Raw genomic sequence first — 20,506 nt, forward strand, 5'->3', positions numbered from 1 at the left:
CTGTTGCCGTTGCTGTTGCCGTTGCTCCGGCACCAAAGGCGGGTGCAGGGCGGCAGGCCCTGCAATGCAAAACCCCTTACTTCCCCCGCAGGCGGCTGTGCCTGAAGCCGTAGCAGAAATAGATCACGAAGCCGACGAAGGTCCAGACGCCCATCAGCATCCAGTTGTGCATCGTCATCGCCGACAGCAGCGCCAGGCAGCTCAGTACGCCCAGGCTGCAGATCAGCCAGGCCATCGGCATGCGGAACGGGCGTGGCAGGTCCGGCTGGGTGCGGCGCAGGATCAGCACGCCGGCACACACCGCCGCGAACGCGATCAGCGTGCCCATCGAGGTCAGCTCGCCGAGGATGTCCAGCGGGAACAGCGCCGCCAGCAGCGCGATGCCGATGCCGGTGATCACCGTGTTGATGTGCGGGGTGCGGTACTTCGGGTGGATCCTGGTGAACACCGGCGGCAGCAGGCCGTCGCGGCCCATGATCATGAAGATGCGCGGCTGGCCGATGATCATCACCAGTACCACCGAGGACAGGCCGACCAGCGCGCCGACCTCGACCACCCAGCGCAGCCAGCCCAGCTGCGGATGCGCCGCGACTGCGGTCACCACCGGCTCGTCGGTGCCCAGCAGCTGGAATGGCACCAGGCCGGTCATCACTGCGGCCATTGCGATATACAACACGGTGCAGATCACCAGCGACAGCATCATGCCGATCGGCATGTCGCGCTGCGGGTTCTTCGATTCCTGCGCCGCCACCGATACCGCCTCGAAACCGATGTAGGCGAAGAACACCATCGCCGCGCCACGCAGCACGCCTTCCATGCCGTACTTGCCCGGGCCTTCATTGGCCGGAATGAACGGGGTCCAGTTGCTGGTGTCCACGTACTTCCAGCCGACCACGATGACCAGCACGATCAGGCCGGTCTTGAGCACGACCATCGCCATGTTCATCGCCGAGGACTTGCTGATGCCGACGTAGCACAACCAGGTCAGCAGCAGCACCAGTGCGGCGGCCGGCAGGTTGGCGATCGCGCCGGTCGGACGCAGCTGGGCGTCGAGCGGGGCGCTGACCAGGGCCGCCGGTAGGTGGATGTCGAACTGGCTGAGCAGGCTGAGGAAATAGCCGGTCCAGCTGACCGCGACCGCCGAGGCGGACACGCCGTACTCGAGCACCAGCATCCAGCCGATGAACCAGGCCGAGAGCTCGCCGAAGGTGGCGTAGGTATAGGTGTAGGCGCTGCCGGAAACCGGCACCATCGAGGCGAACTCGGCGTAGGCCAGCGCGCAGAAGGCGCAGCAGATGGCGGCCAGCACGAACGACAGCATGATCGCCGGGCCGGCGTGGTTGGCGGCGGCCTGGCCGGTGATGACGAAGATGCCGCCGCCGATCACCGCGCCGATGCCGAGGGCGGTCAGGCCCCAGGGACCGAGGTGGCGGCGCAGGCTCAGGCCGTTGGCGTCTTCATGGGCGGCATGCGGGTGCTTGGTGGCCCACAGTTGCTTGAACATGTGTGGTGGTCTTGTCGAAGTGCGCCATGAGCGGCGCACGGGAAAACGGACGGGCCGGCGCGAGGCCGGCCCGGAGGCGGATCAAGGCGACTTGGCGAGCTTGCTGTTGCGCATGCCATAGCCGAGGTAGATCAGCATGCCCAGCACGGTCCAGCCGACGAACAGGTGCCAGTGCACCACGAACGCCTGCCAGAACAGGAACAGGCAGGCCGCGGCGCCAAGCGGGCAGATGATCCACACCGCCGGCACGCGGAACGGGCGATGGAGTTCAGGCTTGCTATAGCGCAGCACCAGCACGCCGATGCAGACGGTGGCGAAGGCCAGCAGGGTGCCCATCGACACCAGTTCGCCCAGCACGTTCAGCGGCACCAGGCCCGCCAGTGCGGCGGCGATCACGCCGACGACGATCGTGGCCCAGTACGGGGTGCGGAAGCGGGCGTGGACCTTGCCGAAGAACTTCGGCAGCAGGCCGTCGCGGGAGATGGTGTAGGCGATGCGGGTCTGGCCCATCATCATCACCAGCACCACCGAGGACAGGCCGGCAATGGCGCCGACTTCCACGAACGTCTTGAGCCAGGACAGGGTCGGGTAGGGCTCCAGCGCGGTCGCCACCGGCTTGTCGGTGCCCAGCAGGTGGTACGGCATCATGCCGGTCAGCACCGCACAGACGATGATGTAGACGATGGTGCATACGGCCAGCGAGCCGAGCAGGCCGATCGGCATGTTGCGCTGCGGATCCTTGGTCTCACCGGCGGCGGTAGAGACCGCATCGAAACCGATGTAGGCGAAGAACACGATGGTGGCGGCGCGGAAGATGCCGCTCCAGCCGAACTCACCCGGCACGCCGGTGTTTTCCGGGATGAACGGCTGCCAGTTGGCCGGGTCGATGTGGGCCGCGCCGATGCCGATGAACAGGCAGATGACGGTGACCTTGATCGCCACGATGATGGCGTTGACGAACGCCGACTGGGTTACGCCCACGTACAGCAGGCCGGATACCGCCGCCACGATCAGCACTGCCGGCAGGTTGAACAGCTTGCCGGAGGAGACGAACTCGCTGCCGGTCCAGGCGATGGGCGCGGCGCTGAGCATGTCCGGGAAGGGCATGTGCAGCGTGGTGGTGATGAAGCTGATCAGGTAGGCCGACCAGCCCACCGCGACCGACGCCGAGGCGAACAGGTACTCCAGCACCAGGCACCAGCCGATGAACCAGGCCATGCCTTCGCCGAGGGTGGCATAGGAATAGGAGTAGGCACTGCCGGAGACCGGCATCATCGCCGCGAACTCGGCATAGCACAGGCCTGCCAGCGCACAGGCGAAACCGGCCAGCACGAACGACAGCATGACCGCCGGGCCCGCGTGGTTGGCTGCGGCCTGCCCGGTCAGCACGAAGATACCAGCGCCGATCACCGCACCCACGCCAAGCAGGATGAGGTGTTTAGCCGTGAGGGTCCGTTTCAACGTGGCTTCGCCGTCCAGGCTGCCTTCGATGGGTTCGCCGGCATCGACGTGCCCGGCCGGCTCGACCGGCTTGACCCTCAACAGAGCTTTAAGCATGCAGTACTTCCTAGTGATCGGATGGGGTGGGCGGCCGATACGTTGCCGGCTGCCTTGAATGGTGAAGGCCGTGCGAACGGCCCGCTGTACCTTAGCCAAAGCTGAAGCCAACGCACAAGCGCAATCGCAACAATGAACGGCGATAATGAGCAGTATTTTTCCGAACCGCCCCCATTCATGAGCCAGACCGCCGAAACCCTTGCCGCGCTTGACGATCGCCTGCGCGGCCTGCTCCGGGACTACGCGCACCGCGAACCCGCCCACGACGCCCTGGCTGCCGAATTCGGCACATTGCTGGATGATCCGGAAGATCCGTTCCGGCGTGAGCGGCTGGCCGGCCACTTCACCGCCAGCTGCTGGCTGGTCAGCGCCGATGAGCAGCGCCTGCTGCTGACCCACCATCGCAAGCTGCAGCGCTGGCTGCAGCTGGGCGGCCACGCCGACGGCGACCGCGACCTGGCCCGGGTGGCGCTGAAGGAAGCCGAGGAAGAGTCCGGCCTGAGCGGCCTGGTGCTGGAAGACCCGGCCATCTTCGATCTGGACAAGCATTGGATTCCGGAGCGCAAGGACGTGCCGGGACACTGGCACTACGACGTGCGCTTCGTGATCCGGGCGCTGGGTGGCGAGGCCTTCGTGCCCAGCGAGGAATCACTGGACCTGGCCTGGCGGCCGGTGACCGAGGTCGCGGCTGACCCGGAGTCGGATGAGTCCATGCAGCGCATGGCGCGCCGCTGGTTGGCACGTTGATGCTCTCGGACGGCTGTGCAGCGTTTGTTGCGGCTCATGCCTGTGGTGAGGCGAAGCAGAATGCGGCACTCGCGATGATCAAGGCTGCATTGCCAGTCATCACATCCATCGACTGGGAGCGCGTGCCATCGCGCCTGGAGGTCCCCGCGGTGGGGCGGGAGCGGCTGGCGCAGGAGTTGAGCGCCATCGCAGATGCTGTTGGCTTGCCAAGCGAGGCAGCGTTGACGGTTGTCCAGGTGGATGGGGCGGTACCTTCGCTGGGCAGCCGCCTGCAGGACTGGCTGGTTCATGCCGACGAGCTGGATTTCGTCGATACGCTGTTCCTGTCTATGGAAGACAGGGTTCTGATCCATTGGGACTTTTACAAGAACCTCCACGCCGTAAGGTTCTGAGGTGTCCCATCCACGCATGGCGTGGATGGCGCGATGCCGGAAGCAATCCGCCGGGTCATGCCCGGCGACGCCTTGCTCAATACAGAATGCGAGTCCGCAGCGTGCCTGGAATCGCGGCCAGCTCGTCGCGCACGGCGGCGGCCTGCGCTTCGCTGGCGGTGATGTCGATCACCACGTAGCCCACCTTCGGGTCGGTGCGCAGGAACTGGCCGTCGATGTTGACGTTGTGGCGCGAGAAAATCTCGTTGACCCTGGACAGCACGCCCGGCACGTTCTGGTGGATGTGCAGCAGGCGCAGGCTGTCTTCGTGTTCGGGCAGGGTCACTTCCGGGAAGTTGACCGCCGACAGCGTGCTGCCGTTGTCGCTGTAGCGCACCAGCTTGGCCGCCACTTCCACGCCGATGTTGTCCTGCGCCTCCAGTGTGCTGCCGCCGACGTGCGGGGTGAGGATCACGTTGTCGTGGCGGGTCAGCGGTGATTCGAAGATATCGCCGTTGCCCTTCGGCTCGACCGGGAACACGTCCAGCGCGGCGCCACCGACGTGGCCGCTGGCCAGGGCCGCGTCCAGCGCATCGATGTCGACCACGGTGCCGCGCGCGGCGTTGATCAGGTGCACGCCCTTGCGCATCTTCGCCAGCTCGGTGCTGCCGATCATCCACTGCGTGGACGGCGTCTCCGGCACGTGCAGGGTGACGATGTCGGCGCGTGCCAGCAGGTCGTCCAGGCTGGCCGCTGCACGGGCGTTACCCAGTGCCAGCTTGGTTTCCACGTCGTGGAAGATCACCTGCATGCCCAGCGATTCGGCGAGCACGCCGACCTGGGTGCCGATGTGGCCATAACCGATGATGCCCAGCGTCTTGCCGCGCACTTCATGGCTGCCGCTGGCCGACTTCGACCAGCCGCCGCGATGGCATTCGGCGTTCTTCTGCGGGATGCCGCGGGTCAGCATGATCGCCTCGGCGATCACCAGCTCGGCCACGCTGCGGGTGTTGGAATAGGGCGCATTGAACACCGGGATGCCGGCCAGTTCGGCCGCATCCAGGTCGACCTGGTTGGTGCCGATGCAGAAGCAGCCCACCGCGATCAGGCGCTTGGCCTCGGCCAGCACCTCGGCGCTGAGCTGGGTGCGCGAGCGGATGCCGACGATGTGCGCCTCGGCGATGCGCGCCTTCAGTTCGTCCTCGGGCAGTGCCTTGGTGTGCGCCTCGATCTGGCTGTAGCCGGCGGCGCTGAACACCTCCACGGCGGTCTGGCTGACCCCCTCCAGCAACAGCACGCGGATATCCTGCTTCGGGAACGAGGTCTTCTTCGGCGACATGGGGCAACACGGCCAGTGGGACAGGGGCTGACCACTATGCCAGATCGCAACGCCCATGGTGCAGTGCGCAATTGGTTGCATCCGTAGCTATCTGCCCGGCTGCGGGGCTGGACGCTGGCGCGTGCCGCTGGCACGCTTGCCCGTTCTTCACGCCCCGCGCTGGACCGTCATGACCGATTCCCGCATTGCCTCGCTGCAGCAGGCCTGTCCCGGCCTGAAGCTGAAGACCGACCCGGCCGACCTGGAGCATTACGGGCGCGACTGGACCCGGCGCTGGACGCCTGCGCCGTTGGCGGTCGCACTGCCGGCCACGGTCGAGGAAGTGCAGGCGGTGATGCGCTGGAGTGCCGCCGAGGGCGTGGCGGTGGTGCCGTCGGGCGGCCGCACCGGTCTCTCGGGTGGCGCGGTGGCGGCCAACGGCGAGCTGGTGCTCAGCCTGGAACGGATGAACAAGGCGCTGGCCTACGACGCGGTCGATCGCACCCTGGTGGTGCAGGCCGGCATGCCGTTGGAAGCCGTGCACAACGCCGCGCTGGACCACGGCCTGATCTACCCGGTGGATTTCGCCGCGCGTGGTTCCTGCACGATCGGCGGCAACATCGCCACCAATGCCGGTGGCATCCGCGTGATCCGTTACGGCAACACCCGCGAGTGGATTGCCGGGCTGAAGGTGGTCACCGCCAGCGGCGAACTGCTCGAGCTCAACAAGGGCCTGATCAAGAACTCCAGCGGCTATGACTTCCGCCAGCTGCTGATTGGTTCGGAAGGTACGTTGGGGGTGATCGTCGAGGCGACGGTGAAGCTGACCGATCCGCCGCCGGCCAGCAACGTGATGCTGCTGGCAGTACCCAGCTTCGAAGTGCTGATGCAGGTGTTCGCCGCGTTCCGCGCGCGCCTGCAGCTGCAGGCCTTCGAGTTCTTCACCGACCGGGCGCTGGAGCATGTGCTGGCGCACGGCGCGCAGGCGCCGTTCGACGAAGTGCATCCGTACTATGTGGTTACCGAGTTCGCCGCCAACGACGAGGCGCAGGAAGCGGCAGCGATGGCGGCCTTCGAGGACTGCATGGGCAACGGTTGGGTCAGCGACGGTGTGATCAGTGCCAGCGACGCCCAGGCGGCCCAGCTGTGGCGCCTGCGCGAAGGCATCACCGAGTCGCTGGCGCGCTACAAACCTTACAAGAATGATGTCTCGGTGCGGATCTCGGCGATGCCGGCGTTCCTGGCCGAGACCCAGGCACTGATCGGGCAGGCCTACCCGCACTTCGACGTGGTCTGGTTCGGCCACATCGGCGACGGCAACCTGCACATCAACGTGCTCAAGCCCGACGACACCAGCGACGCCGACTTCGTGGCGCAGTGCGAGCAGGTGACCAAGCTGCTGGCGCAGGTGCTGGCCCGCTTCGATGGCAGCATCTCGGCCGAGCACGGCATCGGACTGGTCAAGAAGGGCTACCTGGACAGCACCCGCGGCCCAGCCGAGATCGCGCTCATGAAGGCGGTCAAACGCGCGTTCGATCCCCAAGCGCGGCTGAATCCCGGCAAGCTGTTCGACGCCTGAGCCGGGCAAATCCTTCACGCACCCGTTACGCTCCACGCATCCTCACAACCGGCTTCGAACGATGACCCGTCCGCTTCTGCTGCTCGCCCTGTTGTCCCTGCCGCTGGCCGGCTTTGCTTCCAGCTTCGCCGGCACCTCGGCCGGTTCGGCCACCGGTGCTTCCTCCGGCTCCTCGGGCAGCAGCTCGGGTGATGACAAGGTGGTGCTGGCTGCGCGCGACGATGCCGCTGCGTTCGTCGCCAGCGACGGCCAGATCCGTGGCGCCCGCCTGCAGGCCGCGCTGGTCCACCTGCGTGAGCAGAGCGCTACCGCACAGCAGCAGAGCGACCTCGAACTGGCCCGCGCGCTGCTGGCCCGTTGATCCGGCCTTCGGGTAGTGCCGGCCGCTGGCCGGCAACTCCATGACATCTGCACGGAACGGCGCCACGCTTGGCGTGGCTCTACTGCTGATCGCCCACGTCGCGCCCGCAGCCGATCGCCTGCAGCTCGACCCGGCGGGGCTGAGCCCTGCAGAGCAGCAGCTCGCCAGCCAGACCCTGGCCGACGTGCAGTCACTGCTGCCGGAGGGCCTGCGGCGCGCTTTGCCGCCTCAGGTGCAGGTGCGCTGGCGTGATGACCTTCCCGCCGAGGTGCATGGCCGCGCTTTCGCCGGCCGCATCACATTGCGCCGTAACCTGCTGGATGACAGCATGCCCGGCAGCCGCCGTGCGCGCCGCAGCGCATTGGTGCATGAACTGACCCACGTCGCCGACCGTGGCGGTGCGAACTGGTCGCAGAGCATGCGATGGCGTGACCTCGCGGGTTGGCAGCGCAAGCCCTGGCATCTCGGCCGTGGTGACAACGACTTCCGTGACCGCAGTCCCGATGCGTATGAACTGAAGGGCCCGGCCGAGTACCTGGCAGTGAACGCCGAGCATTTCGTGCTCGACAGCGAGTTTGCCTGCCGGCGCCCGGCACTGGCGCAGTGGTACCAGGCCCATTTCGGAACGCCGCCATCGCTGCCGCAGTCGCATTGCGCGAACGCGTTGCCATTGCTGCAGGCCGAATCGGAAGAGGGGGCGGCATCGCTGCTGCAGCTCGACCCCGCGCGGGTCTACGCCGTGGATTACCTGTTCGCCGAAGGCAGCGCACAGCCGATGAGCCGCTGGGGCCACAGCATGCTGCGATTGGTGATCTGCAGGCCCGGGCGTGCACCGGGGCCGGACTGCCGGCTGGATCTTGAATACCACCGCGTGCTGTCCTTCCGCGCGTTCGTGGGCGACGTACAGATATCCAACTGGCGCGGCTTGACCGGCGGCTACCCGTCGCGGCTGTTCGTGCTGCCGCTGCAGCAGGTGGTGGACGAGTACACCAAGGTCGAACTGCGCGGCCTGCAGTCGCTGCCATTGCGGCTGCAGCGTGATGAGATCGCCAGCCTGCTCGAGCGCACCGCCCAGGTGCACTGGAGCTATGACGGGCGCTATTACTTCGTCAGCAACAACTGTGCGGTGGAGACCGCCAAGCTGCTGCAGGCCGGAGTGCCGCGGCTGGGCGAGGCCGGGCTGGCCCAGCTGAGTCCGCGCGGTCTCAAGCGCCGGCTGGCGCGGCTGGGCATGCTCGACGAGCGGGTACTCACGGACCGCAACGCAGCGCAGTCACAGGGCTATTACTTCGCTTCCGCGCGCGACCACTACCAGCAGTTGTTCACAGTGGCGGCGACCCAGCTGAGCTTGCCCGCCCGCGATGTGCGCGGCTGGTTGAAGCTGCCGGCAGAACAACGGGCACCCTGGCTGCTGAAGGGCGACCTGCGCGCCAGTGCCGGCCTGCTGTTGCTGGAACAGGCCGCACAGCGGCGTGCCGAGCTGCGAGCACGCGATGTGCTCAAGCGGCAGTTGCTGGCTGCTGCGGACAGCGCCGAAACCCGTAGCCTGCGCGGCCTGCTGGCGCAGAGTGGGCAGTGGTTGCGCCCGGGGACGCTGCTGCAGGACGGCGGCTATGGGTTGCCGCTGGGCGACGAGCAGGTGCTGCTGTCTGCGGCCGTGGCCACTGCCAGTGCGCAGGCGGTACCGGCATGGCAGGCATTGCGTGTGCAGCTTCGCCAGCAGTTGCCGGCGCGGCAGCGTGAGGAAATGGATGCGATCGACGCCAATCTGGCCGCGCTGGGAGCACACCTGCGCACGCAGGCCGCTGGTCCGGCTACTGGCGCGGCAGTTCGATGACGAAACGGCTGCCGCCGCAGCTGCCGGGCGTGCAGTAGGCACGGCCACCATGTGCATCGGCGATGGCCTTGACCACCGCCAGGCCGAGCCCGCTGCCACCGCCCTGGCGCGAACGTGAGCCGTCGGCGCGCATGAACGGAGTGAAGATGTCGGCGTGCAGTCCGGGATCAATGCCCGGGCCTTCATCCTCGATGGCCACCTGCACATGGCCCGGCGTGTCATGCACGGCGATCCGTACCTTGCCTGGGCTGGCATAGCGACGCGCGTTCTCCAGCAGCGCCAGCAGGGCCTGGCGCAGGCGCGTGGGATCACAGTGCGCGTTGTGTTCCTCGCGGCTGGTTTCCAGTTCCAGCACGAAGCCCGCAGCGCGGAACTGCGGGTCGACCAGCGTCATCACCGAATGCACCTCGGCCACCACGTCGGTGCGTGCGCGACGCACGTCCAGCCGTGCGTTGTCGGACAGGCTCAGTACGCGCAGATCTTCAATCAGGCGGGACAGCCCTTCGACCTGGGCGAGCAGGCTGCGGAACTGCGACTCGTCCGGCTGGAACACGCCCTCGGCCAGTCCCTGCAGGCGGCCGCGCAGGATCGTCACCGGAGTACGCAGCTCATGTGCGATGGCCGCATGCCACATCGCGCGCTCGCTCTCCATGTGCTGCAGGCGGCGCGCCATCGCATTGAAGTCTTCAACCAGGGTCGCCACTTCGCCCGGCGAATTCTCCTCGACGCTGGCGCGCGCCCCAAGGTCACCGCTGGCGAGCGCACGCACGCTGTCCACCAGCGAATTCAACGGCGACAGGATGCGGTGGGCGAGGCGGAACGAGGCGGCGATGGCCAGCGCCAGACCAGTCAGGATCACGCCCACCATCCATGCCAGCTCCGGCCCGGTCGGCAGCCAGCTTTCCGGCTCTTCGGTACTTCCGGGGAAGAACTCGACCAGCACCGCATACAGCAGCCACGACGAGAGGATCATCATCACGATGACGCCGATCACCATCAGTGACATCGAGACGATGATGTGGCGGCTGAGCCCGGAACGGCGCAGTCGGGCCATCAGCGGTCAGCCATCAACCGGTAGCCGACGCCGCGCACACTGGCCGGAACATTGACCATGCCCACTTCGTCCAGCTTGCGGCGCAGCTTGCTGACATGGCTGTCGACGGTACGCTCCAGCGCTTCGCTTTCCGGCAGGCATTCGTGCATCAGCTCGCTGCGGCTGAAGATGCGGGTCGGTGCCAGCGCCATGCAGTGCAGCAGCTTGAACTCGGTGAGCGTGAGCAGCACTTCGTGACTGTAGCCTTCGCCCTCCACGTGCACGGCGTGGGTGGCCGAGTCGATCAGCAGCGGGCCGACGCGCAGCGCAGTGGGCGCGTCCACGCGCGAGGCGCGCAGCGTACGCCGCAGCACCGCGCGCACGCGCGCCGCCACCTCGGCCGGGTTGAACGGCTTGACCACGTAGTCGTCGGCACCCATGCGCAGCGCGGTCAGCTTGTCCAGGTCCTGGTCCAGCGCAGTCAGCATGATCACCGGCGTCTCACCACGCTGGCGCAGCTGGGTCAGCACGCTCCAGCCATCCAGGCGTGGCAGCTGTACATCGAGCAGGACCAGGTCGGGGCGGGCGCTGCGATGCAGGTCCAGTGCGCTATGGCCATCGGCCGCGCGCAGCGTGCGCAGTCCTTCGCGTTGCAGGTAGGCGCTGAGAATATCGGCGATCTCGGCCTCATCCTCGACGATCAGGACGAGAGCGGCGAGGGCGGGGGAGGCATGCATGCAGGGGCGGGGCCGTAAGGTGCTTGTCTCCATCGTATCTCCACAGTTCCTCCATCGAAACCCCATCATCGCCACGCACACTGCGCGCTTCAGAACCTATCCGCCGCCCGCGCGGCATTGTGCACAGCAATGAGAACCTTCAGGACTCCGGTCGCGTTGATCGCGGCCCTCGCCGTGGCCATGACGGCCTGCTCCACTCCCGAAGCCACTCCCGAAGCCGCACCGCGTGTCAGCGTGGTCACCGTCGGCCCGCAGGTGGTGCAGCGTGACGACGAACTGCCCGGCCGCGTGGCCGCCGTGCGCACCGCGCAGATCCGTGCGCAGGTGGGCGGCATCGTGCAGCGCCGGCTGTTCGACCAGGGGGCCGAGGTGAGCGCCGGCCAGGCCCTGTTCCAGATCGACCCGGCCGCGTTCCGGGCCGACGTCGATTCGGCACTGGCTGCCCTGCAGCGCAGTGAGGCCGCGCTTGGCCGCAGCCGCGTGCAGTCGCAGCGCCTGCATGCGCTGGCCGCCGCGCAGGCCGTCAGCCAGCAGCATCGCGACGACGCCCACGCCGAATACGAACAGGCCCGCGCCGCAGTCAACGAAGCGCGCGCGATCCTGTCGCGTCGCCAGCTCGACCTGCGCTATGCGACGGTCAGTGCGCCGATTGCCGGCCGTATCGACCAGGCGCTGGTGACCGAAGGTGCGCTGGTCGGCGTGGCCGATGCCGAGCCGATGGCAGTGGTGCAGCAGATCGACCAGGTCTACGTCGATGTGCGCCAACCGGCGGCGCAGCTGGAGTCTCTGCAGCGGACTGCCGCCGGTGGCGGCGAGCGGCCGGTGACGATCATCGGCGCCAGCGGCAAGCCACTGCCCGAACGCGGCCAGCTGCTGTTCTCCGGCATCAATGTCGATGCGCGAACCGGTGATGTCATCCTGCGCATCCTGGTCGACAACCCGCAGCGGAAGCTGCTGCCCGGCATGTATGTGCGTGCAAGAGTGCCACGCGGTGCCCCGGCCAGTGCATTGACCGTGCCACAGCAGGCGCTGCTGCGCAGCGCCGGTGGCCAGGCCTATGCCTGGGTGATCGGCGCCGACGGCAAGGCGGTGATCCGCACGCTGGAAGTGGAGGGCAGTGTTGATCGCCAGTGGCTGGTGCGTTCTGGCCTCAAGGCGGGCGAGAAGGTGGTGGTCGAGGGCCAGGAACGCCTGCAGGAAGGCGTGGTGGTCGATGCGCGCGACTGGCAGATGCCGGTTGCCAGCGCCGGTGCAGTGCAGGCCGGCAGCAAGGGCTGAGCCTGTTCCGGGCCGGTCCCTCCAGGAAAATCCAACATGGCACGTTTCTTCATCGATCGCCCGGTGTTCGCCTGGGTGCTGGCGATCTTCATCATCCTGGCCGGCGCGCTGGCGATCCCACGGCTGGCGGTGGAGCGCTATCCAGCAGTCGCCCCGCCCAGCGTCAGCATCTATGCCAGCTACCCGGGTGCCAGCCCGCAGACGCTGAATGATGCAGTGGTTGGCCTGATCGAGCGCGAGCTGTCCAGTGTCAAGCACCTGCTGTACTTCGAGTCGTCGGTGGACACGTCCGGCGAAGCGTCGATCACTGCCACCTTCAAGCCCGGCACCAATCCGGAGCTGGCGCAGGTGGACGTGCAGAACCGGATCAAGGCGATCGAACCACGGCTGCCGCGCAGCGTGCGCCAGAACGGCCTGTTCGTGGAGGCCGCTGATTCCGGCTTCCTGATGCTGGTCGGCCTGCGTTCGCCCGATGCCAGCGTCAGCGAGGCCGCGCTGGGCGACTTCATGGCGCGCAACATCATCGAAGAGCTGCGCCGTATCGATGGCGTCGGCCGCGTGCAGTTGTTCGGTGCCGAGCAGGCGATGCGCGTGTGGCTGGACCCGACCCGGTTGACCGGCTACGGCCTGACCATGGGCGATGTGGCAACCGCCATCGAGCAGCAGAACCTGGAGATTTCGCCAGGACGCATTGGTGATTCGCCGGGTGTTCCAGGCCAGCGCATCACCGTGCCGCTCAGCGCCGACGGTCAGTTGTCTACGCCGGAACAGTTCGCGGCGATCGTACTGCGTGCCGGCGCCGACGGTTCACGGGTGGTGCTGGGTGATGTCGCCCGCGTCGAGCTGGGCGCGCAGAGCTATGCCTGGGGCACCCGCGAGGATGGTCATCCTGCCACCGCCGCCGGCGTGCAGCTGCGCCCGGGCGCGAACGCGGTGCGTACCGCTGCGGCAGTGCGTGAACGCATGGCTGAGCTGGCACCGCTGCTGCCGCGCGGGGTGGAAGCGAGCATCCCGTTCGACACCGCGCCGTTCGTGAAGATCTCGATCCAGAAGGTGGTGCAGACGCTGCTGGAGGCGATGCTGCTGGTGTTCGCGGTGATGTACCTGTTCCTGCAGAACTGGCGCTACACGCTGATTCCAGCGCTGGTCGCACCGATCGCACTGCTGGGCACCTTCGCGGTGATGCTGGCCCTGGGCTTTTCGATCAACGTGTTGACCATGTTCGGCATGGTGCTGGCGATCGGCATCATCGTCGACGACGCGATCGTGGTGGTTGAGGGCGTGGAACGGATCATGGCCGAGGAGGGCCTGCCACCGCGCGAGGCCACCATCAAGGCGATGCGTGAACTGACCGGCGCAGTGATCGGCATTACCCTGGTGCTGACTGCGGTGTTCATCCCGATGGCGTTCGCCAGCGGTTCGGTGGGCGCGATCTACCGCCAGTTCACCGTGGCGATGGCGGTGTCGATCCTGTTCTCGGCGCTGCTGGCCCTGAGCCTGACGCCGGCGCTGTGCGCGACCCTGCTACGCCAGGCCACCCACGGCCATCATGGTCGCGGCGGGCTGTTCGGCGCCTTCAACCGGGGCTTCGAGCGGATGACCGGGCGTTACCAGCGTGGTGTGGCGTTGGTGTTGCGGCGGAGCGGGCGGGTGATGGGCGTGTTCGCCGCGCTGGTGGCGGCGTTGCTGCTGGGCCTGCACTGGCTGCCGGGCGCGTTCCTGCCGGAAGAGGACCAGGGCTATTTCATGACCTCGATCCAGCTGCCGGCCGAAGCCACCACCGAACGCACGCTGGCGGTGGTCGAAGCCTACGAACGGCACGTGGCCTCGCGCCCGGGCATCGGCTCCAACCAGTCGATCCTCGGCTACAGTTTTTCCGGTTCCGGCCCGAGTGCGGCGCTGACCTACACCATGCTGAAGGACTGGGGCGAGCGTGCTGGCGCCACCGCGGCCGGCGAGGTGGAGGCCGCGCAGAAGGCGATGGCCACGGTTGCCGAGGGCGAGGTGATGAGTGTGATGCCCCCGGCGATCGACAGCCTGGGCCGTTCGTCCGGGTTCTCGCTGGCCCTGCAGGCGCGTACCGGGCAGGGCCAGGCCGAGCTGCGCGCGGCCCTGCAGCAGCTGCTGAAGCTGGCCGAGGCCAGTCCGCTGCTGTCGGAGGTGCATGCCGATGGCCTGCCGGCAGGTACCAGCGTGCGGCTGGACATCGACCGCGCCAAGGCCGAGGCGATGGGCGTGGGGTTCGAGCAGATCAGCAGTACGCTGTCTGCGGCGATGGGCTCGCAGTACGTCAACGATTTCCCCAGCAAGGGGCGGCTGCAGCAGGTGATCCTGCAGGCCGATGCGCCGCACCGGATGGAGCTGGAAGACGTGCTGAAGCTGTACGTGCGCAACAGCGAGGGCGGCATGGTGGCGTTGTCGGAACTGGTGACGCCGTACTGGACCGAGGCGCCGCTGCAGCTTCAGCGCTATCTCGGCTTCCCGGCATTGAACCTGTCCGGCGCACCGGCCTCCGGCGTATCGACCGGCCAGGCCATGGCGGAGATGGAGCGGTTGGCGGAGAAGCTGCCGTCCGGCTTCGCCCTGCAGTGGACCAGCCAGTCGCTGCAGGAGCGTGAGTCGGGGGCGCAGGCGCCGTGGCTGTTGCTGCTGTCGATGCTGGTGGTGTTCCTGGTGCTGGCGGCACTGTACGAGAGCTGGTCGATTCCGTTGGCGGTGCTGCTGGTGGTGCCACTGGGCCTGCTTGGCGCGGTCGCCGCGGTGCTGTTGCGGGGCATGCCCAACGACGTGTTCTTCAAGGTCGGGATGATCACCGTGATCGGGCTGTCGGCGAAGAACGCGATCCTCATCGTCGAATTCGCGCGCCAGCTGCAGCAGCAGGGTCGCGGCCTGGTTGAAGCAGCGCTGGAGGCAGCGCGGCTGCGACTGCGGCCGATCGTGATGACCTCGCTGGCATTCGCGCTGGGCGTGGTGCCGCTGATGCTGGCGCAGGGCGCGTCGAAGGAAACCCAGCAGGCGATTGGAACCGGTGTGTTCGGCGGCATGGTCAGTGCGACCGTGCTGGCCGTGTTCTTCGTGCCGGTCTTCTATGTAGTGGTGCAGGGCGCGCGGCAGTGGATCGCGCAACGCCTGCGCAGGCGCCGGCCGATGCCGGGAGGAACCGTGGATGGAACGGAACATCGTTGAAGATCTGCATGAGCAGCAGTTGCTGGCGCTGGAGCAGCGCCTGTGCGCAGCGCTGCTGGAGAACAATCACGATGCGCTGACCGCGCTGGTATCGCCGGCCTTGTTCATGATGGACGGCCACGGCGGCCGCATGCTCGAGCTGCCGTGGCTGGGCGATTGGCTGGCGGGTAGCCTGCAGGTGCGAGGCCTGCAATTGCACGCAGTTGAAACGCTGCTGTGTGGTCGCCTGGCACTGCTGTCCAGCGACGTACGGATGTCGGTCTGGCAGCAGGGCGGCGAGCGCGAAGTGAAGCTGCGCCTGTTGCGGGTCTGGACCTGCAGTTCCGGCGGCAGTGGTGCGCAGCTGCTGTCGATGGCGGTGCTGGCCGCATGAGTGCGGTCAGGCCGTTTTCAGGCCCCGCTCACCGCGAGGTGGTAGGGTCGAGCATTCCTGTAGTGTCGACAAGGAGTCGAGCCATGCGTGTAGTTCCCAGTCTGTTGGCAGCCTCCCTGGGGTTGGTCCTGGCCGCGTGCCAGCCGGCCCAGGCACCCGCGGCGGGCAGCAATGACGCCCCGCCTGCCACGCCGCAGCCGAGCGCCAACACGGAAGGTGGCAGCGAGACCGCCTACCAGTGTGGTGATCTGAGTGTGGGCGCGACATTCAATGGCGAGGATGCTGCCACGCTGGTGATCGGCGAGCGTAGCTTCGCCATGACCTCCGAGCGCGCGGCATCCGGCGCCAAGTACAGCGATGGCCTTGGCAACAGCTTCTGGACCAGGGGCAGCAATGATGGCCTGCTGAGCCTGAAGGGCGAACCGGATCGCGAGTGCCATGCGGTGGAAGCTACCGAAGGCGATGGCAGCGCCGGCAATGCCGCGTTCCGTGCCACCGGCAATGAACCTGGATGGCTTGCAGTCGTCGATGGCGATATGCCGGGCCTGCAGGTGGAAGTTGACTATGGCGAGCGCCGCTTCGACGTGGCCAAACCCACCCAGGGCGCTGATGGATGGAGCGGGAAGGCGTCCGACGGCACCGACGTCAAGCTCAGCTTCCAGCGCACCACCTGCCAGGATGACATGAGCGGCGAGGCATTCGAGGCCAAGGCGATGCTGACTGTCGGTACCCGCCAGTACCATGGCTGCGGCAACTTCGGTGCGAAACAGCCGTAAGTTACCTGTAGAGCCGAGCCCACGCTCGGCTGCAGTAGCTGTCCAGCCCACAGCAGCCGAGCGTGGGCTCGGCTCTACACAACCGCTGCCACCGATGATCCGTCCGCTGCCTGCGGCGAACACGCCGCAGGCAGGGAGCGGCAGGCGATCGGCGCAGGGTGCTCAGTCGGCACGGCCGGCGAATTCACCGGTGGCGGTGTTCACCAGCACGCGCTCGCCGTTGACGATGTACTCCGGCACCATGATCTCGATGCCGGTGTTGAGCTTGGCCGGCTTCGGGCGCTTGGTGGCGGTGCCACCCTTCAGTTCCGGCGGCGTCTCGATCACTTCCAGCACCACGGAGGCCGGCAGCTGGATCGCCACCGGCTGCTCGTCGATCACCTGCACGTAGATGCCGGTCAGGCCGTCGGTGATGTAGCCGGCGTCGTCGCCGATCACGTCCGCGTCCAGGGTGTAGGGGGTGTAGTCCTCGTCATCGAGGAACACGAAGGCATCGCCGTCCTTGTACGAATAGGTGGACTGGCGGCGCAGCAGTTCGACCTCGACCAGGTTGTCGTCGGCATCGAAGCTGGCGTCGAGCTTGTTGCCGCCCGGCACGCTGTACATGATGAAGCGGAAGCGGACGTTGCCGCCGCGACCCTGCGGCGAGCTGCGCTCGATGTCGCGGATCTGGTACACGCCGTTGTTGTACTCGACGACGTTGCCCTTCTTGATGTCGTTGGCTTTCATGGTGATCTAGGTCGTTGGGGGAGGGCGCCGTCCCGGCGCCCGGGGGAATCACTTCGGAGCGAGGCGGGTAGCGCCGTCCAGGCGGATGGTCTCGCCATTGAGGTAGGTGTTGCCAAGGATGAAGCCGACCAGGCTGGCGAAGTCTTCCGGCTTGCCCAGGCGCGGCGGGAACGGGATCGAGGCGGCCAGCGACTGCTGCACGGCTTCGGGCATGCCATCGACCATCGGCGTCCAGAATACGCCTGGGGCGATGGTGTTGACGCGGATGCCGAAGCGCGACAGTTCGCGTGCCATCGGCAGCGTCATCGACACCACGCCGCCCTTGCTGGCGGCATACGCGGCCTGGCCGATCTGGCCTTCATAGGCGGCGATGCTGGCGGTGTTGATGATCACGCCGCGCTCGCCGTCGGTGCCGGCTTCATTGTGCTGCATGCGGTTGGCCGCGGCCTTGGCGACGTTGAAGCTGCCGACCAGGTTGACCATCACCGTGCCCTGGAAGCCGGCCAGCGGCATCGGGCCTTCCTTGCCGAGCACGCGACCGGCGCCGAGGATGCCGGCGCAGTTCATCGCCACGTTCAGGCCGCCGAGGAAATCGTGGGCCTGGTCGATGGCTGCAGCCACGGCCGCCTCATCGCTGACGTTGACATTGAAATAGCGGGCCTTGTCGGCACCCAGCCCGGCAACGGCAGCTGCACCCTTGTCGTCGTTGAGGTCGAACAGGGCCACCTTGCCGCCCTGGGCGACGAGGTGCTGGGCCACGGCCAGGCCGAGGCCGGAGACGCCGCCAGTGATCACGGCACGTACGGAAGACAGCTGCATTGCACGGTCCTGCTGGTTCGAGAACCGCCGATTCTAACGGAAGCGGCGACCGTCGCTGTTGTGCACTGCGCCGCCGCAGCAGGGCGGCGCAGCGCGACGGTCAACCTGCGGCGGCCAGCGCCTGCCCGGTGCGGCTGGCGGTGGCGCGACCGAGCAGGCCAGCCAGCCAGCGGCCGGTCTCGGCCAGTGCCGGCAGGTCCACGCCGCTGTCCAGGCCCAGGCCCTGCAGCAGGTAGACCACGTCTTCGCTGGCGACGTTGCCGCTGGCACCCTTGGCATACGGGCAGCCACCGGCGCCGGACACGGCGCTGTCGACCACGCGCACGCCTTCTTCCAGGCAGGTGGCGATGTTGGCGATGGCCTGGCCGTAGGTGTCGTGGAAGTGCACGGCCAAGGCTTCCATCGGAATCTCGGCCGCCACCGCCTGCAGCATCGCCCGTGCCTTGCGCGGGGTGCCGACGCCGATGGTGTCGCCCAGCGAGATTTCGTAACAGCCCATCTGGTGCAGCGCGCGCGCCACGCGCACCACGTCGGCCAGCGGCACCTCGCCCTGGTAGGGGCAACCGAGCACGGTGGAGACGTAGCCGCGCACGCGCACGCCATCGGCGGCTGCGCGGCGCAGGATCGGCTCGAACCGGGCCAGCGACTCGTCGATGCTGGCATTGGTATTGGTGCGGTTGAACGCCTCGGACGCGGCAGTGAACACCGCCACCTCCTCGACGCCGACCGCTCGGGCGCGGTCGTAGCCCTGTTCGTTCGGCACCAGTACCGGGTAGTGGATGCCGGGGCGGCGCTGGATGCCGGCGTAGACCTCGGCGGCATCGGCCAGCTGCGGAATCCACTTCGGGCTGACGAAGCTGGTCGCCTCGATGCTGCGCAGGCCGGTGGCCGACAGGCGGTTGATCAGTTCGATCTTGTCGGCGGTGGACACCAACTGCTTTTCGTTCTGCAGGCCATCACGCGGGCCGACCTCGACAATGCGGACGTAATCGCTCATGCGGCTGCCCCATCGGCGGGGCGGTGGCAGACCGCCTCGATGTTGTTGCCGTCCGGGTCGAGCACGAAGGCGGCGTAGTAATCCGGGTGGTACCACGGGCGCAGGCCCGGGGCGCCGTTGTCGCGGCCACCGGCGGCGAGGGCGGCGGCGTGGAAGGCGTCCACCTGCGCGCGGCTGGCGCAGGCGAAGGCCACGTGCACGCCGTGACTGGCGGTGCCGCCATTGCCGAGCCAGAAGAACGGCTTGCCGTCGCTGCCGAAGCCGATGTGGTCGTGGTCGCCGGTCTGTTCGGCGCTCACTTCCATCACCACGCCGATCTGCAGCGGCGCCAGTGCCTGCAGGAAGAAGGTCCTGCTGCGCGCCAGGTCGGCGCTGGTCAAACCAAGATGATCGAGCATGTTCAGGCTTCCGTGACCCAGTGAGGGGCGCGCTTGTCGAGGAAGGCGCCCAGGCCTTCCTGGCCCTCGGCGGACACCCGCAGGCGCGCGATCAGGGCCGCATTATCGCGATCCAGGGTGTCGCGGTCATGGCTGTCGCGGACCTGCCGGACCAGCTGCTTGGCGGTGGACGAGGCGATCGGGCCGGCCTTGTCGAGCAGGGCCAGCTGGCGCTCCAGCGCCTCGTCCAGGCGCTCGGGCTCGACCAGCTGGTGGACCAGGCCGATGCGCAGCGCAGTCTCGGCATCGAAGTGCTCGCCGGTGGCGAACCAGCGACGGGCCTGGCGCGGACCGATGGCCTCGATCACATAGGGCGAGATCACCGCGGGCAGCAGGCCCAGGCGGCTTTCGGTCAGGCCGAAGCGCGCCGAGCTGCTTGCGATGGCAATGTCGCAGCAGGCGACCAGGCCGACGCCGCCACCGAAGGCCGCGCCATGGACCCGGGCCAGGGTCGGCTTGGGCAGCTCGTCCAGGGTGCGCATCAGTCGCGCCAGGGCCAGCGAGTCCTCGCGGTTGTCGGCCTCGCTGGCGGCGGCCATGCCGCGCATCCACTGCATGTCGGCACCGGCCGAGAAGGAGGCGCCGTGGCCGGCCACCACCACGGCCCGGATCGATTCGTCGCGTCCGGCGGCCTCCAGCGCGGCGGTCAGCCGGGCGATCAGGCTGGCGTCGAAGGCGTTGTGCAGCTCCGGCCGGTTGAGCCAGAGGGTGAGGACGGCGCCGCGGCGCTCGATCTGCAAAGCATCGTTCATGGGATTCCAGGGTCACTCCATACCTGTATGGATCATAGCGGGCCATTGGTCATGGGCCATGACGCGACGCGGGAATGTTAGAATCGAGAACCATTTACATCCAGCAGAGAACACG

The 20,506-nt window shown here is 67.5% G+C and carries 19 protein-coding genes; 9 read left to right on the top strand and 10 right to left on the bottom strand.

Annotated elements, in window-relative coordinates:
• Positions 1-76 precede the first annotated feature (76 nt).
• Together ACMGRF_RS07165 and ACMGRF_RS07170 are read right to left on the bottom strand one after the other, a co-directional pair.
• The gene (locus ACMGRF_RS07165) at positions 77-1,504 is read right to left on the bottom strand and encodes an amino acid permease (RefSeq protein ID WP_021204531.1); all 1,428 of its coding nucleotides are present in this window, start codon (positions 1,502-1,504) and stop codon (positions 77-79) included.
• An 81-nt stretch (positions 1,505-1,585) separates the two neighbouring features.
• Complete coding sequence (locus ACMGRF_RS07170; protein ID WP_099495368.1) at positions 1,586-3,061, bottom strand: amino acid permease; 1,476 nt, start codon at positions 3,059-3,061, stop codon at positions 1,586-1,588.
• Between the two features lie 132 nt (positions 3,062-3,193).
• Between ACMGRF_RS07170 and ACMGRF_RS07175 the strand changes: the two genes are divergently transcribed.
• Together ACMGRF_RS07175 and ACMGRF_RS07180 are read left to right on the top strand one after the other, a co-directional pair.
• Positions 3,194-3,808: an NUDIX hydrolase gene (locus ACMGRF_RS07175; protein WP_080352975.1), complete on the top strand. Its 615-nt coding sequence runs from the start codon at positions 3,194-3,196 to the stop codon at positions 3,806-3,808.
• Positions 3,808-4,200, top strand: coding sequence for a hypothetical protein (locus tag ACMGRF_RS07180; protein WP_099485329.1), 393 nt, complete (start codon positions 3,808-3,810; stop codon positions 4,198-4,200). The genes ACMGRF_RS07175 and ACMGRF_RS07180 overlap by 1 nt, the downstream gene beginning before the upstream one ends.
• Positions 4,201-4,276: 76 nt before the next feature.
• Here ACMGRF_RS07180 and serA read toward each other — a convergent pair whose 3' ends face one another.
• A complete protein-coding gene (serA, locus tag ACMGRF_RS07185) occupies positions 4,277-5,518 on the bottom strand; it encodes a phosphoglycerate dehydrogenase (protein WP_049441186.1) in 1,242 nt (413 codons plus the stop codon).
• Positions 5,519-5,687: 169 nt separating this feature from the next.
• Between serA and ACMGRF_RS07190 the strand changes: the two genes are divergently transcribed.
• From ACMGRF_RS07190 to ACMGRF_RS07200, 3 genes are all read left to right on the top strand, one after another.
• Positions 5,688-7,076: an FAD-binding oxidoreductase gene (locus tag ACMGRF_RS07190; protein WP_134709170.1), complete on the top strand. Its 1,389-nt coding sequence runs from the start codon at positions 5,688-5,690 to the stop codon at positions 7,074-7,076.
• Positions 7,077-7,137: 61 nt separating this feature from the next.
• Positions 7,138-7,437: a DUF2388 domain-containing protein gene (locus tag ACMGRF_RS07195; protein ID WP_049413291.1), complete on the top strand. Its 300-nt coding sequence runs from the start codon at positions 7,138-7,140 to the stop codon at positions 7,435-7,437.
• Positions 7,438-7,477: 40 nt separating this feature from the next.
• A complete protein-coding gene (locus ACMGRF_RS07200) occupies positions 7,478-9,274 on the top strand; it encodes a DUF4105 domain-containing protein (RefSeq protein ID WP_049413290.1) in 1,797 nt (598 codons plus the stop codon).
• Here ACMGRF_RS07200 and ACMGRF_RS07205 read toward each other — a convergent pair.
• Complete coding sequence (locus ACMGRF_RS07205) at positions 9,252-10,328, bottom strand: ATP-binding protein (protein WP_049413288.1); 1,077 nt, start codon at positions 10,326-10,328, stop codon at positions 9,252-9,254. The genes ACMGRF_RS07200 and ACMGRF_RS07205 overlap by 23 nt on opposite strands.
• Positions 10,328-11,044 carry a response regulator gene (locus tag ACMGRF_RS07210; protein ID WP_099495370.1) on the bottom strand — a complete coding sequence of 239 codons (717 nt, stop codon included), beginning with the start codon at positions 11,042-11,044 and terminating at the stop codon, positions 10,328-10,330. Before ACMGRF_RS07210 ends, ACMGRF_RS07205 begins: the two co-directional genes overlap by 1 nt.
• Positions 11,045-11,173: 129 nt before the next feature.
• Here ACMGRF_RS07210 and ACMGRF_RS07215 point away from each other — a divergent pair, with 129 nt between their 5' ends.
• The 4 genes from ACMGRF_RS07215 (at position 11,174) to ACMGRF_RS07230 (ending at position 16,657) form a co-directional block, all read left to right on the top strand.
• Positions 11,174-12,322, top strand: a complete 1,149-nt coding sequence (locus ACMGRF_RS07215) for an efflux RND transporter periplasmic adaptor subunit (protein ID WP_414485766.1) — start codon at positions 11,174-11,176, stop codon at positions 12,320-12,322.
• Between the two features lie 36 nt (positions 12,323-12,358).
• Positions 12,359-15,508 carry a multidrug efflux RND transporter permease subunit gene (locus ACMGRF_RS07220; protein WP_180880869.1) on the top strand — a complete coding sequence of 1,050 codons (3,150 nt, stop codon included), beginning with the start codon at positions 12,359-12,361 and terminating at the stop codon, positions 15,506-15,508.
• Positions 15,489-15,881 (top strand): nuclear transport factor 2 family protein, encoded by a 393-nt coding sequence (locus ACMGRF_RS07225; protein WP_414485767.1) that lies wholly within the window; start codon positions 15,489-15,491, stop codon positions 15,879-15,881. Before ACMGRF_RS07220 ends, ACMGRF_RS07225 begins: the two co-directional genes overlap by 20 nt.
• Before the next feature lie 83 nt (positions 15,882-15,964).
• A complete protein-coding gene (locus tag ACMGRF_RS07230; protein ID WP_049441167.1) occupies positions 15,965-16,657 on the top strand; it encodes a COG3650 family protein in 693 nt (230 codons plus the stop codon).
• A gap of 162 nt (positions 16,658-16,819) precedes the next feature.
• Here the strand turns inward: ACMGRF_RS07230 and yeiP are convergent, their stop codons facing one another.
• From yeiP to ACMGRF_RS07255, 5 genes are all read right to left on the bottom strand, one after another.
• On the bottom strand, positions 16,820-17,386 hold the full coding sequence (yeiP, locus tag ACMGRF_RS07235) for an elongation factor P-like protein YeiP (protein WP_005409468.1): 567 nt from the start codon (positions 17,384-17,386) through the stop codon (positions 16,820-16,822).
• 48 nt (positions 17,387-17,434) lie between these two features.
• Positions 17,435-18,205, bottom strand: coding sequence for an SDR family oxidoreductase (locus ACMGRF_RS07240; RefSeq protein WP_099487498.1), 771 nt, complete (start codon positions 18,203-18,205; stop codon positions 17,435-17,437).
• Positions 18,206-18,305: 100 nt separating this feature from the next.
• Positions 18,306-19,202 carry a hydroxymethylglutaryl-CoA lyase gene (locus ACMGRF_RS07245; RefSeq protein WP_049413506.1) on the bottom strand — a complete coding sequence of 299 codons (897 nt, stop codon included), beginning with the start codon at positions 19,200-19,202 and terminating at the stop codon, positions 18,306-18,308.
• Entirely contained in the window at positions 19,199-19,600 is a 402-nt protein-coding gene (locus ACMGRF_RS07250; RefSeq protein WP_049441164.1) for a VOC family protein, read from the bottom strand. Before ACMGRF_RS07250 ends, ACMGRF_RS07245 begins: the two co-directional genes overlap by 4 nt.
• A 2-nt stretch (positions 19,601-19,602) precedes the next feature.
• The gene (locus ACMGRF_RS07255; RefSeq protein ID WP_049416286.1) at positions 19,603-20,391 is read right to left on the bottom strand and encodes an enoyl-CoA hydratase/isomerase family protein; all 789 of its coding nucleotides are present in this window, start codon (positions 20,389-20,391) and stop codon (positions 19,603-19,605) included.
• Positions 20,392-20,506 lie beyond the last annotated feature (115 nt).

The sequence above is a fragment of the Stenotrophomonas sp. EMP41 genome (assembly GCF_047495535.1).
In the GTDB taxonomy this organism is placed as follows: domain Bacteria; phylum Pseudomonadota; class Gammaproteobacteria; order Xanthomonadales; family Xanthomonadaceae; genus Stenotrophomonas; species Stenotrophomonas sepilia.

Bases quoted from the DNA above. Each gene is read 5' to 3' on its own strand.
- ACMGRF_RS07165 (WP_021204531.1), bottom strand. From the start codon at position 1,504: ATGTTCAAGCAACTGTGGGCCACCAAGCACCCGCATGCCGCCCATGAA.
- ACMGRF_RS07170 (WP_099495368.1), bottom strand. From the start codon at position 3,061: ATGCTTAAAGCTCTGTTGAGGGTCAAGCCGGTCGAGCCGGCCGGGCAC.
- ACMGRF_RS07175 (WP_080352975.1), top strand. From the start codon at position 3,194: ATGAACGGCGATAATGAGCAGTATTTTTCCGAACCGCCCCCATTCATG.
- ACMGRF_RS07180 (WP_099485329.1), top strand. From the start codon at position 3,808: ATGCTCTCGGACGGCTGTGCAGCGTTTGTTGCGGCTCATGCCTGTGGT.
- serA (WP_049441186.1), bottom strand. From the start codon at position 5,518: ATGTCGCCGAAGAAGACCTCGTTCCCGAAGCAGGATATCCGCGTGCTG.
- ACMGRF_RS07190 (WP_134709170.1), top strand. From the start codon at position 5,688: ATGACCGATTCCCGCATTGCCTCGCTGCAGCAGGCCTGTCCCGGCCTG.
- ACMGRF_RS07195 (WP_049413291.1), top strand. From the start codon at position 7,138: ATGACCCGTCCGCTTCTGCTGCTCGCCCTGTTGTCCCTGCCGCTGGCC.
- ACMGRF_RS07200 (WP_049413290.1), top strand. From the start codon at position 7,478: ATGACATCTGCACGGAACGGCGCCACGCTTGGCGTGGCTCTACTGCTG.
- ACMGRF_RS07205 (WP_049413288.1), bottom strand. From the start codon at position 10,328: ATGGCCCGACTGCGCCGTTCCGGGCTCAGCCGCCACATCATCGTCTCG.
- ACMGRF_RS07210 (WP_099495370.1), bottom strand. From the start codon at position 11,044: ATGCATGCCTCCCCCGCCCTCGCCGCTCTCGTCCTGATCGTCGAGGAT.
- ACMGRF_RS07215 (WP_414485766.1), top strand. From the start codon at position 11,174: ATGAGAACCTTCAGGACTCCGGTCGCGTTGATCGCGGCCCTCGCCGTG.
- ACMGRF_RS07220 (WP_180880869.1), top strand. From the start codon at position 12,359: ATGGCACGTTTCTTCATCGATCGCCCGGTGTTCGCCTGGGTGCTGGCG.
- ACMGRF_RS07225 (WP_414485767.1), top strand. From the start codon at position 15,489: ATGGAACGGAACATCGTTGAAGATCTGCATGAGCAGCAGTTGCTGGCG.
- ACMGRF_RS07230 (WP_049441167.1), top strand. From the start codon at position 15,965: ATGCGTGTAGTTCCCAGTCTGTTGGCAGCCTCCCTGGGGTTGGTCCTG.
- yeiP (WP_005409468.1), bottom strand. From the start codon at position 17,386: ATGAAAGCCAACGACATCAAGAAGGGCAACGTCGTCGAGTACAACAAC.
- ACMGRF_RS07240 (WP_099487498.1), bottom strand. From the start codon at position 18,205: ATGCAGCTGTCTTCCGTACGTGCCGTGATCACTGGCGGCGTCTCCGGC.
- ACMGRF_RS07245 (WP_049413506.1), bottom strand. From the start codon at position 19,202: ATGAGCGATTACGTCCGCATTGTCGAGGTCGGCCCGCGTGATGGCCTG.
- ACMGRF_RS07250 (WP_049441164.1), bottom strand. From the start codon at position 19,600: ATGCTCGATCATCTTGGTTTGACCAGCGCCGACCTGGCGCGCAGCAGG.
- ACMGRF_RS07255 (WP_049416286.1), bottom strand. From the start codon at position 20,391: ATGAACGATGCTTTGCAGATCGAGCGCCGCGGCGCCGTCCTCACCCTC.